Origin of the sequence: Xanthomonas sp. SI, assembly GCF_014236855.1 — a bacterium.
Classification (GTDB): domain Bacteria; phylum Pseudomonadota; class Gammaproteobacteria; order Xanthomonadales; family Xanthomonadaceae; genus Xanthomonas_A.
The window spans coordinates 222411-234546 of record NZ_CP051261.1 but is presented as its reverse complement, the minus strand read 5'-3'; the positions used below and the strand labels follow the sequence as shown (position 1 = coordinate 234546).

The 12136-nt window shown below is 70.6% G+C and carries 11 protein-coding genes; 4 read left to right on the top strand and 7 right to left on the bottom strand.

Features of this window, described 5'->3' with window-relative positions; genetic code table 11:
• Positions 1-2: 2 nt before the first annotated feature.
• Positions 3-284: a type II toxin-antitoxin system RelE/ParE family toxin gene (locus tag HEP75_RS01050; RefSeq protein WP_185821790.1), complete on the bottom strand. Its 282-nt coding sequence runs from the start codon at positions 282-284 to the stop codon at positions 3-5.
• A 170-nt stretch (positions 285-454) separates the two neighbouring features.
• On the opposite strand from HEP75_RS01050, the gene HEP75_RS01045 reads away from it, so the two are divergent.
• Positions 455-2950, top strand: coding sequence for a DEAD/DEAH box helicase (locus HEP75_RS01045; RefSeq protein ID WP_185825123.1), 2496 nt, complete (start codon positions 455-457; stop codon positions 2948-2950).
• Between the two features lie 195 nt (positions 2951-3145).
• A complete protein-coding gene (locus tag HEP75_RS22190; RefSeq protein WP_345776772.1) occupies positions 3146-4405 on the top strand; it encodes a ribonuclease H-like domain-containing protein in 1260 nt (419 codons plus the stop codon).
• 221 nt (positions 4406-4626) lie between these two features.
• Here the strand turns inward: HEP75_RS22190 and HEP75_RS01030 are convergent, their stop codons facing one another.
• From HEP75_RS01030 to HEP75_RS01010, 5 genes are all read right to left on the bottom strand, one after another.
• Complete coding sequence (locus HEP75_RS01030; RefSeq protein WP_185825121.1) at positions 4627-5739, bottom strand: saccharopine dehydrogenase NADP-binding domain-containing protein; 1113 nt, start codon at positions 5737-5739, stop codon at positions 4627-4629.
• A 67-nt stretch (positions 5740-5806) separates the two neighbouring features.
• Positions 5807-7666: a M56 family metallopeptidase gene (locus HEP75_RS01025; protein WP_185825120.1), complete on the bottom strand. Its 1860-nt coding sequence runs from the start codon at positions 7664-7666 to the stop codon at positions 5807-5809.
• A gap of 3 nt (positions 7667-7669) precedes the next feature.
• On the bottom strand, positions 7670-8056 hold the full coding sequence (locus HEP75_RS01020; RefSeq protein ID WP_053836589.1) for a BlaI/MecI/CopY family transcriptional regulator: 387 nt from the start codon (positions 8054-8056) through the stop codon (positions 7670-7672).
• 333 nt (positions 8057-8389) lie between these two features.
• Positions 8390-9430, bottom strand: coding sequence for an SDR family oxidoreductase (locus HEP75_RS01015; protein ID WP_255423954.1), 1041 nt, complete (start codon positions 9428-9430; stop codon positions 8390-8392).
• A gap of 86 nt (positions 9431-9516) precedes the next feature.
• Positions 9517-9750: a hypothetical protein gene (locus tag HEP75_RS01010; protein WP_185821785.1), complete on the bottom strand. Its 234-nt coding sequence runs from the start codon at positions 9748-9750 to the stop codon at positions 9517-9519.
• A 138-nt stretch (positions 9751-9888) separates the two neighbouring features.
• On the opposite strand from HEP75_RS01010, the gene HEP75_RS01005 reads away from it, so the two are divergent.
• Entirely contained in the window at positions 9889-10245 is a 357-nt protein-coding gene (locus tag HEP75_RS01005) for a hypothetical protein (protein ID WP_185821784.1), read from the top strand.
• Positions 10246-10340: 95 nt separating this feature from the next.
• Here HEP75_RS01005 and HEP75_RS01000 read toward each other — a convergent pair whose 3' ends face one another.
• Entirely contained in the window at positions 10341-11555 is a 1215-nt protein-coding gene (locus tag HEP75_RS01000; protein WP_185825118.1) for a DNA topoisomerase IB, read from the bottom strand.
• A 151-nt stretch (positions 11556-11706) separates the two neighbouring features.
• Between HEP75_RS01000 and HEP75_RS00995 the strand changes: the two genes are divergently transcribed.
• Positions 11707-12102 (top strand): I78 family peptidase inhibitor, encoded by a 396-nt coding sequence (locus HEP75_RS00995; RefSeq protein ID WP_255423953.1) that lies wholly within the window; start codon positions 11707-11709, stop codon positions 12100-12102.
• Positions 12103-12136 lie beyond the last annotated feature (34 nt).

The window sequence follows — 12136 nt, the reverse complement described above, 5'->3', positions numbered from 1 at the left end:
GGTCAGTGGTAGTCGACGATTTCCACGTCCAGCGCATCGCCGTCCTTCCATTGGAAGCACACGCGCCATTGATCGTTGATCCGGATGCTGCACTGACCCTTACGGTTTCCCTTCAACGCCTCCAGACGGTTGGCCGGCGGAACACGCAGATCGTCCAGCGTGGCCGCGCTGTTGAGCATGCGCAGCTTGCGCCGCGCCACGGCCTGGATGTCGGCCGGCAATCGCCGGGAAGGCGTGCCCTGCCAGATCTTTTCGGCTTCCTTGTCGACAAAGTTCCGGATCACGCAGCAACCATAACGCAGCTCGTCATATGACGCAACCCGTCATGGAGATCCTGCGCGTCTTTCGCTGCGCTGGCTGAATCTGCTCAGCCAGCGGCCCTCGCCCGGTTGGCTGCTGTCTCATACCCTGAGACGCCATTCCGCTTCCCTGTCCCGCTTTGAGAGCCGTCCCGATGCCCGCCCATGCCCTAGCCCGCCGCACCGAGGACGCCGAGCGCGCCCTGTCCACCACCGGCGGCGAGCCTTCGCGCGACGGCGCGCTGCTGACCGAGCGGCTGGAGCGGCGCTACCACGACCGCATCACCGGCAGCTTCATGATCCCCGGGCGCGAAGGCCGCTACGCGCCGATCCCGGACGACGTGCCGGCGGCGCTGGTCGCGGCGCTGAAGGCGCGCGGCATCGAGCAGCTGTACAGCCACCAGGCCGAGGCCTGGGACGCGGCGCAGCGCGGCGAACACGTGGCCATCGTCACTCCCACCGCCTCGGGCAAGTCGCTGTGCTACACGCTGCCGGTGGTGGCCGCGGCGATGACCGCGCAGGCCAAGGCGCTGTACCTGTTCCCGACCAAGGCGCTGGCGCAGGACCAGGTGGCCGAGTTGCTGGAACTCAACCGCGCCGGCGAGCTGGGAGTAAAGGCCTTCACCTTCGACGGCGACACCCCGGGCGATGCGCGCCAGGCGATCCGCCTGCACGGCGACATCGTGGTCAGCAATCCGGACATGCTGCACCAGGCGATCCTGCCGCATCACACCAAGTGGGCGCAGTTCTTCGAGAACCTGCGCTACGTGGTGATCGACGAGATCCATACTTACCGCGGCGTGTTCGGCAGCCATGTCACCAACGTGCTGCGCCGGCTCAAGCGCATCTGCGCGTTCTACGGGGTGAACCCGCAGTTCATCCTGTGCTCGGCCACCATCGGCAATCCGCGCGCGCACGCCGAAGCGCTGATCGAGCAGCGCGTGCATGCCATCACCGAGTCCGGCGCGCCATCCGGCGACAAGCACGTGCTGCTGTGGAACCCGCCGGTGGTCAACGCCGACCTGGGCCTGCGCGCGTCGGCGCGCTCGCAGAGCAACCGCATTGCGCGCATCGCGATCAAGAGCGGGCTGAAGACCCTGGTGTTCGCACAGACCCGGCTGATGGTGGAAGTGCTGACCAAGTACCTGAAGGACATCTTCGACCACGACCCGCGCAAGCCGCCGCGCATCCGCGCCTACCGCGGCGGCTACCTGCCCACCGAACGCCGCGAGGCCGAACGCGCGATGCGCGCCGGCAGCATCGACGGCATCGTCTCCACCTCGGCGCTGGAACTGGGCGTGGACATCGGCTCGCTGGACGTGGTGGTGCTCAACGGCTACCCCGGCAGCATGGCCGCGACCTGGCAGCGTTTCGGCCGTGCCGGGCGCCGCCAGCAGCCGTCGCTGGGCGTGCTGGTGGCCAGTTCGCAGCCGCTGGACCAATACGTGGTGCGGCATCCGGACTTCTTCGCCGACGCCTCGCCCGAACATGCGCGCATCGCCCCGGACCAGCCGCTGATCCTGTTCGACCACATCCGCTGCGCCGCGTTCGAGCTGACCTTCGTCGCCGGCGAAGCGTTCGGCCCGGTCGATCCGGCGGTGTTTCTGGAAGCGCTGGCCGAGAGCGAGGTGGTGCACCAGGAAGGCGACCGCTGGGAATGGATCGCCGACAGCTATCCGGCCAACGCGGTGAGCCTGCGTTCGGTGGCCGACGGCAATTTCGTGGTGGTGGACAAGACCGACGGCAAGCAGCAGATCATCGCCGAGGTGGATTATTCCGCCGCCGCGCTCACGCTGTACGAAGGCGCGATCCATATGGTGCAGAGCACCCCGTACCAGGTGGAGAAACTGGACTGGGAAGGGCGCAAGGCCTATGTCACGCGTACCCACGTGGACTACTACACCGACAGCATCGACTTCACCAAGCTCAAGGTGCTGGACCGCTTCGACGGCGGCGCGGCCGGGCGCGGCGACAGCCACCACGGCGAGGTGCACGTGGTGCGGCGCGTGGCCGGCTACAAGAAGATCCGCTACTACACCCACGAGAACATCGGCTACGGCCCGGTCACCCTGCCCGACCAGGAACTGCATACCACCGCGGTGTGGTGGCAGTTGCCGCAGGCCACGCTGCTGAAGGCGTTCGCCGCCAAACAGGACGCGCTGGACGGGTTCCTCGGCGCGGCCTACGCGCTGCACGTGGTGGCCACGGTGGCGGTGATGGCCGACGCGCGCGACCTGCAGAAAGCGGTGGGCGACGGCGACGGCGCCTGGTTCGCGATGGCCGACGCCAAGGGCCGCGGCCAGCTGCGCGGCGGCGACAACGGCGAACCGGTCGGCGTGGAGCTGCAGCAGTTCGTGCCCTCCGTATACCTGTACGACAACTTCCCCGGCGGCGTGGGCCTGAGCGAACCGCTGTGGCAGCGCCAGGCCGAACTGGTGCAGCGCGCGCGCGAACTGGTGCAGCGCTGCGACTGCGTGGCCGGCTGCCCGGCCTGTGTCGGCCCGGTGCTGGCCGCGCAAGAGGACAGCGCGACCACGCCGAAGGCGCTTGCCCTGCACGTGCTGCACCTGTTGTTGGACGGCGCGGCACTGGATGACGAAACCACCACGATCGACAGCGAACTTGATGCACTGCCGGAGTGGAGCGCATGAGCGTCGGCCCAGAGCGTCCGTGGGCGTTGCGCCTGTTGCCGCAAGACGTGGTGCTGGATGGCGCGTCGAGCGCAGCCGACGTCGATCTCCACACGCCGACGGAGCGGAGCGCATGAGCGTCGGCTTCGGACATCCGTGCAGGTTGCGCTTGCTGGCGGAACGATCGGCGCGCGACAACATCGAACCGATCCACCGATGCCATCGCGTTCCCGGGGTCGCGCGTATGAGCGGCAGCCTGGAACGTCGGCGCGGATCGCGTTTTCTGCTGGAACGGGGAGTACTGGACGACGCATCGATCGCGGTCCATGCCGGTCCCGCAGCGTTGCCGGCGTCGCGCGCATGAGCATCAGCCTCGAACGCCTGCGCGCACTGCGCAAGCAGGCCGGCGATGCGAGCGTGGACGCGCCGCGTCCGTCGACGCCGGGCGTGCGGCCAAACAGCCCTGCCGGCGCCGCAGGTACCAAAGCGTCGGCACCCGTGCCTGCAAGGGCAGCCGCGCCCGCCAGCGGATCCACGCTGCTGCGCAAGCCACCGCGCGACACCGATGCGGCGCACGTCCCGCCTGCACCGCGCACGCCGTTGCCTGCGCGCAGCGGCGACACCGCCGTCGCCGTGGCGCCGCCGATCGCGATCGAACCGTTCGACCGGCGTGGCGCCGACGTCGCCTCGCTGCGGCGCCTGCTCGGCATGCGCGAGCGCGCGGTGGCGCCGGCCGCCGCGGCGCGCAAGCCGCAGGCGGCCGACCGCCACCTGCCCGGGGTGGAAATCGCGCCCGGCCTGCACCTGATCGAAGCATTCCTGCCGCAGCCGATCCCCGCCGCCGCGCTGTCGCTGGCCTTCGCCCGCCGCGAGGACGCGGTGCAGCCGTCGGACCTGCTGTTCTTCGACACCGAGACCACCGGCCTGGCCGGCGGCACCGGCACCCGCGCCTTCATGATCGGTGCGGCCGACTGGTACCTGCATCCCGTCGAAGGTCCCGGCCTGCGCATCCGCCAGCTGATGATGGCCACGATGGGCGCGGAAAAGGCCATGCTCGAAGCGTTCCGCGCATGGCTGGCGCCGACCACGGTGCTGTCCAGCTACAACGGCCGCTGCTACGACGCGCCGCTGCTGAAAACCCGCTACCGGCTGGCGCGCTGCGCCGATCCGCTGTCGGCGCTGGACCATGTGGACCTGCTGCATCCCACCCGCCGCCGTTACCGCGGCACCTGGGAGAACTGCAAGCTGTCCACGATCGAACGCCAGCTGCTGCGCATCGTGCGCGAGGACGACCTGCCCGGCTCCGAAGCGCCGGCCGCATGGCTGAGCTATTTGCGTGGCGGCAGCGCGCGCAACCTGCGCCGCGTCGCCGCGCACAACCACCAGGACGTGGTGACGCTGGCGCTGCTGCTGCAGCGCCTGGTCGACGCCGAAGCCGAAGAGCGCGAGGTCGTGCCCTTCGTGGAAGCGCCGTAGCGCAGCGCGTTAGCCCCTCTCCCCCCGGGAGAGGGGTTGGGGTGAGGGTACGGCGCCAGGCGCAGTGCTCGATTGGGAGCACGAGGCTGCGCCCGTACCCTCATCCGGCGCTTCGCGCCACCTTCCCACGAAAAGGGGGCCATGGTCCCGGTGGGAGAAGGGAATAGCCGCAATGTGTTGTGGCCCTACCTCTCAACGCTGATGGATTCCAGACAACAACCCTAACTCTCCCGCACCTCCGTCTCGATCCGCCAGGCCGCGAACTCGCCTTCGAACTCGGCCAGGTTCAGCAGGCCCACGCACGCATGCGCGCCTACCGGCAACGGCGCGCCGCTGGCCAGCTTGCATACCAGCAGGATGGCGGCCAGGCAGGGAATTTCCGGGCCGTGCAGGGTCGGCGCGGTCAGTTCCCAGCACAGCGCGTGCGGGCGGCCATCGCGCAGTCCGCGCAACTGCACCGACATGCCGCCCAGGTCGCTACCGAAGCGATCGAACCAGCGCCCGGCGCGCGCGAACACCGCCGCCAGCGAGCGCATCGGCAGCGGCACGCCGAGTCCGCGCAGGCGCGCGAGCGCGGCCAGGCAGCGCTGCAGGAACGGCAGTTCCAGCGCCGCGCGGAAGCGCACGTTGCGCACGCCGGGATAGCGCGCTACCAGCAGGTCGTGATCGGGCACGTCGCAGGGCGCGGCCAGACGCGGCGCGAGCCGCGCGAACGTCACCGGCTGCGGTGCGGCCCAGCCCAGCGTGCGCTGCCAGCGTCCATCGCACCACCAGTCGAAGGGCAGGCCGCAATACGACAGCACCGCGCGCACCGTGGCCATGCCCAACGGCGTGGCCTGCGCCGGCGCGATGACCAGGTCGATGTCGTGCAACTGCGAGAAGCGCGGGCGCAACGCATCGACCACCGCGCTGGACAGCGCCGGCAAGGTGCTGGCGCCGCTGATCGCGGTGCGCCCGGCCTGCCGCGCCAGCGCATCCAACGCGGCGGGAAAGTCGCGCATGAACGCGCGGCCGTCGGCCAGGTCGATGTAGTGCATGCCCGCCTGCAGGCAGGCATGCGCGACTGCGTAGTCCTGGCCCTGGAACGGCCCAGCGGTGTGCACCACGATGTCCGCGCCGGTAGCGGCCAGCTGCGCCGGAAAATCCGCCGCCGCAGTGTCCAGGCGGCACACCGCGACGCCGCCCAGGTCGGCGCCGGCGAGATTGGTGGCGGCAGCGCCAGGATGGCGTCCGGCCGCGATCACCTGCAGCGTCGGCGTTGCCGCCAGCGCGCGCACGATGCGCGCGCCGAAATGGCCGTAGCCTCCCAGCACCACCACCTTGCAAACGGCCATCGTCCTTGCCCCCTCCTGTTGGCGTCCGCGGCGATTATCCGCGCGGGCGCCGCCTGCGGGGAATCGCTCAGCCGTCGATCGGCGTGACCAGCCCTTGCGCGATGGCCTCGCGGATCAGCTGCTCGGCCTGCTGCCGCGCGCGTGCGCTGGCATCGGCCTGCTGCTTGCCCAGCCGGGACTGTTGCAGGCCGAGTTGCGCCTGTTGCCTGGCCAACTCCTGGATCTTCTTGCCCAGGTCCTGCCGGCGCAGTTGCTCGGTCGCCCGCTGCGCCGCCATGCGCTCGATCTGCGCCTGGCTGGCGGCGCCATGGCTGGCGGCGACCGCCGCCTCGGCTTGGCGCGCGGCGCTCTCTGCCATCTGCGCGCTCAGTTCCGCCATGCGTTCGCCCAGGTCGCCCTGGCGCTCGCCGAGATCGCCTTGCTGGTCGCCCAGTTCGGCCTGCGCATCGGCAAGCTCCAGGGTCTGCGCGTGCAGTTCCTGGAAGCGCGCCAGCGCCGCCGGATCGCGGACCACGTAACGATGGCCGGCATGGCGCAACCACAGGATCTCGCCATCGTTGCCGGCCAGGCGACGCGCTTCGCGCAGGTCGTCCAGCGAGGCGTCCATCAGGTTGTGCCCGTCCTGCACCAGCACGTAGGCGTCCTGCTCGTTGTGCGGAGAGAGCGAAATGCGACCCTGGGTGAGCAGCGGCGCATCGGCTTCCGGCGGCGCGGCGGGTGGGGTCGGTGGCACCGGCGCCGTCGGCGGTTCCGGGGGGCTTGCCGGCGATGCGGGCGCGGGCCGTGCCAGCACGCTGGCCACGATCGAGGTCGCCTGCGCCGCAGGCGCGGCAGCGGCGGGTGTGGCCGGTGCGACCGGCGCGGTGGCCGGCGCAGCCACCGCTGCCGCGTTCGCCGGCGCCGGCTTGGCCACAAGGCGCAACGGCATCACTCCGGCCAGCGCGATCGCGGCGGTGATCAACCCGGCGCCCAGGCGCGAAAAGGAGGCGGTGCTCTGCAGCATCAGCAACCGCCGCTTCAGGCTGACGAAGCTGGGCGAGGCGCTGGCCACGCCGGCGGCCGGCCGCGGCGCCACGCCCAACTGCACCAGCAGCCGCGCGTAGTTGTGCCGGCAGTGCCGGTGCCCGGCGACCACCGCCGCATCGCAGGCCGCTTCGCGGGCCAGTGCGTATTCGCGCACCGCCAGGTGCACCAGCGGGTGGAAGAAGAACAGGTTCTGCGCCAGCGCCGGCAACAGGCCCCACCACAGGTCGCGGCGCTGCAGATGCACCAGTTCGTGGGTCAATGCCATATCCAGATCGTCGGCGTGCATCGCCGGCAGGCGCCGCGCCGGCAGCAGCAGCACCGGCCGCCACGGGCCGATCAGCTGCGGCGAATCGATCTGCGCGGACAGCCGCAGCTGCGGCGGCTGGCGCAGGCCATGCGCTTCGGCGGCCAGGCGCAAGGCGCCGAGCAAGGCGGCATCGGTGCACGGCGTGCTGGCGCGCACCAGGCGCCGGCTGGTGCGGTAGGCATGGCCGCTGCGCAGCGCGCCGAGCAGCACGCCTGCCACCCACAGCGCGACCAGCGCCTGCGCCCAGGACAGCGGCGCGGCAGCAGCGGCCTGCGGCGTGGCAGCACGCGGCGATGCGGCAGTCGCAGCGCCCGCATCCTGCAGCGATGCGGCAGGCAATGCGGTCGCGGCAACGGCGGTCTGTGCCGGCGCAGCGGGCAACACCGGCAGGTGCAGCGCACCGGCCCACAGCAGGCCGAGCACGGTCTGCGCGCCGACCAGCCACCACAGCCGGCAGCGCGTGGCCGCCGGCAATGCCGGCAGCCAGCGGCACAGCGCCCAGATCGCCGCGACCAGGATCGCCGCCTGCACGCTGGTCGCCAGCAGCCGCGACAGCAGGGTCTCGAACAACGTCGTGCCGAAGATCGTGTGCATGCCTCAGTCCTCCCGCCGCTGCGATTGCAGTTTGGCGACCAATGCCTCGAGTTCGGCCAGTTCGTCGTCGCTGACCTCGGCGCGCTGCGACATCCACGCCACGAACGGCGACACCGAGCCTTGCAGTGTCTTCTCGACGAAGCTGCCGACCGCGCTGCGCACCACGTCGTCCTGGCCGCTGGTGGCGGCGTAGCGGTACACGCCCTGCACTTGGCGCCGGCGCAGATAGGCCTTGGCGCGCAGCCGCTCCATCATCGTCAGCACGGTGGAGCGGGCCAGCCCGCGGGTCTCGCCGAAACCGGCGGCGACCTCGCCGACGCTGGCCTCGCCCTGTTCGCCAATGTATTGCAGCAGGGCCAGCTCCTGGTCCCCGATCGATTTGCGTCGCATCCGCCCGCCCTATTGACTACACGTGTCGCCAACGTACCGGTGGCGACACGTGTAGTCAATAGGCCGTCGGTCATTGGCTACGCTGTAAGAGAAGTGCGGCGCCCGCGGCGGAAGCCGTGGCTCCACAGGTGCGCCGCTTACTCAAGATCGAGGCAGAGCCTGCCGTTGCAGTTGGGGCGATGAAGCGGTCAGCGCACCATATCCGGCATGCGGCGCCCAGTCGCGAATCTCCATTGCGACAAGCGTGGCTTCGCCAGCGCCACCGTTCGGAGCGTTTCGCTATCGGCACAGCCGGAACCTACTGCCCCCCCCACTTTCTGTGCAGACCGCGCCTCAGCCCTGCGGCCCGCCCATCACCGGCAGGATCGCGCCGCTGATGTAGCTGGCGGTGATCGGCGAGGCCAGGAACACGTAGGCCGGCGACAGTTCCTCCGGCTGCGCCGGGCGGCCCATCGCGCTGCTCTTGCCGAACTCGGCGACGTCCTCGGCGGATTTGTCGGCCGGGTTCAGTGGGGTCCACACCGGCCCCGGTGCGACCGCGTTGACGCGAATCCCGCGCGGCTGCAGCTGGCTGGCAAGGGCCATGGTGAAGGCGTGGATCGCGCCCTTGGTGGCCGAGTAGTCGAGCAGCGACTTGCTGCCGAACAGGCCGGTCTCCGAGCCGCTGTTGATGATCGCCGCACCGCGCTTGAGATGCGGCAAGGCCGCGCGCGCCATGTGGAAGTAGCCGCCGATGTTGGTCTGCAGGGTTTCCTGCAGGTGTTCCTCGCTGAGGTCTTCCAGGGCATGGCAATGCAACTGGAAGGCGGCGTTGTTGACCAGCACGTCGAGCCCGCCGAAGGCACGCACGGTCTGCGCCACCGCGTCTTCGCAGAACTGGGGATCCTTCACGTCGCCTGCGATGGTCAGGCAGCGCCGGCCTTCCTTCTCCACGTGCGCGCGGGTCAGCTGCGCGTCCTCGTGCTCGTCCAGGTACAGCACCGCCACGTCGGCGCCTTCGCGCGCGAACAGCACCGCCACCGCGCGGCCGATGCCCGAGTCGGCGCCGGTGACGATCGCGCTCATGCCGCGCAGCTTGCCGCTGCCGACGTACTCGGGCGCCTCGAAGCGCGGTTGCAATGCCAGGTCCTGCTCCTTGCCGGGCTTGCGCAAATGCTGCCTGGGCATCTTCTCCGGCTGCTTGCCCACCCCGGCCTGGGTCGGTGCGGCCTTCTTGGCCTTGGCTTTCGACTGCGCCTCGTCGGTATCGGTGGCGCGCTGCAGGACGCGCTGTTGGCGTGCGGTCTTGGCGGCTGCCGCGCCGGATCGGGACGACGCCGGCTTGGAGGAAGCGGTCTTGGTGGACGCGGCAGGACGCTTGTTGCTGGAAGCCATCGGCATTGCTCCGGAATACGGGACGCGGCGCTGCAGGGCGCCACATCGGGTGAATGGACAGACGTGGGCGATCGGGCGCGAGCGCGCTAGGCGCGGTCGGCGACGCCTTCGACGCCGGCATGCTGGGCGCAATGCGCGCAGCAGAAGATGCGGCCGCCGGCTTCCACGCCGTGGCCGACGATGCGGCAGTCGCAGTGGCTGCAGTGCGGGGCGAAGGCGTGGATCGCGCATTCGAACGAATCGAAGGTGCCGCTGCGGGCGCCCTGGGTCAGGGTAAAGGCTTTGTCGTAGTCGTTGCCGCAGACATCGCAGGTGGCCATGGTCAGGCTCCGGTTGGCTGGGAAGCCACAGTCTGGCCAAGCCCGCGGCCACGTCGGGTGAAGCCGGCCGCCGATCTCTTCATGCAGCGCAAACATCCGCCGCGACACGCTCGCGCTATCCGCACAAGGAACCCGTCCATGATCCGCCACCCGCTCGCCCTCGCCGTTCCCCTCGCCGCCAGCCTGCTGCTCGGCGCCTGCAGCACCACCCAGGTCGCCGAGGTGCAGCCGATCGACGGCGTCATCTCCGGCCAGTGCCACATCGACAAGGTCCGCGGCGCGGCGGGCCTGGCCGCCGCGCAGACCACCGTCGAACGCGCCCGCGTCGACAGCGACAGCCTGAAGGTGCAGGTGGTGAACAGCAGCGTCGGCCACAGCGGCGCCACCTCCAGCGGCGTGGACAGCGCGTCGCGCGGTGCCGGCGAAAGCGGAGGCGATCGCCTGACCATCGAGGTCGGCCCGTACAACAACATCACCACGCTGTATTGCGGTTGATGGTGCGCGCCGCAGCTTGAGCGAAGGACGCGACGCGGTCTTGTCGCGACCGCGTCGCGACCTGCGCTGACGGCGCAGCCGCGCCAACGCTGCGATCAGGCGCGGCCGCGTGAACGCGCAGCGTTCCCGGCCGCAACACTGCCGCCGGCGCGACGCGGCACCGTGGACTTCGCCGGCTTGGCACCGGCCGCCTTGGAGCCCGTCTTCTTGGCCCCAGAGGCTTTGGCCGCCTTGCGGGTCGCCGCGCGCGCCCGCGCCAGGTACTTCAGCGTGGCCAGGTCCCACTGCCGCTCGCCGCGCACGCGCTCGCACAGGCCGTGCAATTCGCCGCCGCGCCAACCGTCGAACACGCAAGGGTCGATATAGGCCTTGCGGCATACCGCCGGGGTATTGCCCAGCGCGTCGGCCACCTCGCGGATCACCGCGTTCTGCGCCAGCTTCAGCGCACGCTCGCTGCTGGGGTCGGGCAAGGGCAGCTGCGCCAGCCGCTGCAGCGCGGCGCGGGTGCCGCCCCAGGTGCGGAAATCCTTGGCGGTGAAGCTCTCGCCCATCGCCTCGCGCAGGTAGTCGTTGACCTCGCCCGAATCCACCGGCTGCAGTTGGCCGTCGTCGTCGCGGTACTGGAACAGCGCCTGCCCGGGCAATTGCTGGCAACCGCGGATCAGCTTGACCAGGCGCGCGTCGTCGATCTCGATGTCGTGCTCCTGCCCGCCCTTGCCGCGGAACTTCAGCCGCGCGCGGCCGCCCTTGACGAATTCCAAGTGCCGGTTGCGCAGCGTGGTCAGGCCGTAGGAACGGTTGCTGCGCGCGTATTCGGCGTTGCCGACGCGGACCAGGGTCTCGGACATCAGCGCCACCACCATCGCCAGCACCTTGTCGCGCGGGTAGCCGGGCAGCGCCAGGTCGCGGCGCAGGCGCCGGCGCAGCCGCGGCAGGGCTTGGCCGAAGGCCATGATCCGTTCGAACTTGCCGTCGCCGCGCACCTGCGCCCAGTCCGCGTGGTAGCGGTACTGCTTGCGCCGCCGCGCATCGCGGCCGGTGGCCTGCACATGGCCGTTGGGCTTGGTGCAGATCCACACCTCGGTATAGGCCGGCGGGATCGCCAGTTGGCGGATGCGCTGCAGGGTCTGCGCATCGCGCACCGGGCGGCCGTCCGGCAGCCGATAGCTGAAACCCGTGCCGGCGCGGCGGCGGACGATGCCGGGCTCTTCGTCGCTGACATAGACCAGGCCGGCGCTGCTGGCGGCCTGCCTGGCCTGCAGCGCGCGGGCCGCCTCGGTGGCGGCGGTGGTGCGGGACGCGTTGGACATCGGGACGCCAGCGGTTGGGGAGCCCGGATTGTCGGCAGCGCGGCGCCTAGGCCGCGTCAACGGCGACCGGTTAACGTGCGGCGAACGCGACTTGTCCGATTCTTCTGCACGTATGCTGGACCCGTCTTCCCTCCACCCACCAGGAGCCTCGATGAGCACTTTCCTTTCTTCTCGTGCGTCCGCGCGTGCCGGCCTGCTCGGCACGGCGTGCCTGGCGCTGGCATTGGCCGCATGTAGCGCGCCGCCGCCGGACGAGCAGGAACAGGTGGGGGCCAAGGCCCAGGCCGCCGCGCAGCAGGCCGCCACGCCGGATCCGGCCAGCGCCCCGCAGCCGCCGCCGGTGGGCACCTGCGACGCCTCGCAGGCGCAGGGCCTGGTTGGCCAGGCTGCCGAGCAGGCCTTGCTGGACCAGGCGCGCAGCGACACCGGCGCCAAGAGCGTGCGCGTGCTCAAGCCGAACCAGGCGGTGACCATGGAGTTCGACGGCGAACGGCTCAACATCGAGGTCGATGCCAAGAACCAGATCACCGGCGTGCGCTGCGGCTGAGGCCCGTACGGCGGCGCGCGCAGGCACCGCGCAT

Coding starts and splice junctions, on each gene's coding strand:
- HEP75_RS01045 (WP_185825123.1), top strand. CDS start 455: ATGCCCGCCCATGCCCTAGCCCGCCGCACCGAGGACGCCGAGCGCGCC.
- HEP75_RS22190 (WP_345776772.1), top strand. CDS start 3,146: ATGCCATCGCGTTCCCGGGGTCGCGCGTATGAGCGGCAGCCTGGAACG.
- HEP75_RS01030 (WP_185825121.1), bottom strand. CDS start 5,739: ATGGCCGTTTGCAAGGTGGTGGTGCTGGGAGGCTACGGCCATTTCGGC.
- HEP75_RS01025 (WP_185825120.1), bottom strand. CDS start 7,666: ATGCACACGATCTTCGGCACGACGTTGTTCGAGACCCTGCTGTCGCGG.
- HEP75_RS01020 (WP_053836589.1), bottom strand. CDS start 8,056: ATGCGACGCAAATCGATCGGGGACCAGGAGCTGGCCCTGCTGCAATAC.
- HEP75_RS01015 (WP_255423954.1), bottom strand. CDS start 9,430: ATGGCTTCCAGCAACAAGCGTCCTGCCGCGTCCACCAAGACCGCTTCC.
- HEP75_RS01010 (WP_185821785.1), bottom strand. CDS start 9,750: ATGGCCACCTGCGATGTCTGCGGCAACGACTACGACAAAGCCTTTACC.
- HEP75_RS01005 (WP_185821784.1), top strand. CDS start 9,889: ATGATCCGCCACCCGCTCGCCCTCGCCGTTCCCCTCGCCGCCAGCCTG.
- HEP75_RS01000 (WP_185825118.1), bottom strand. CDS start 11,555: ATGTCCAACGCGTCCCGCACCACCGCCGCCACCGAGGCGGCCCGCGCG.
- HEP75_RS00995 (WP_255423953.1), top strand. CDS start 11,707: ATGAGCACTTTCCTTTCTTCTCGTGCGTCCGCGCGTGCCGGCCTGCTC.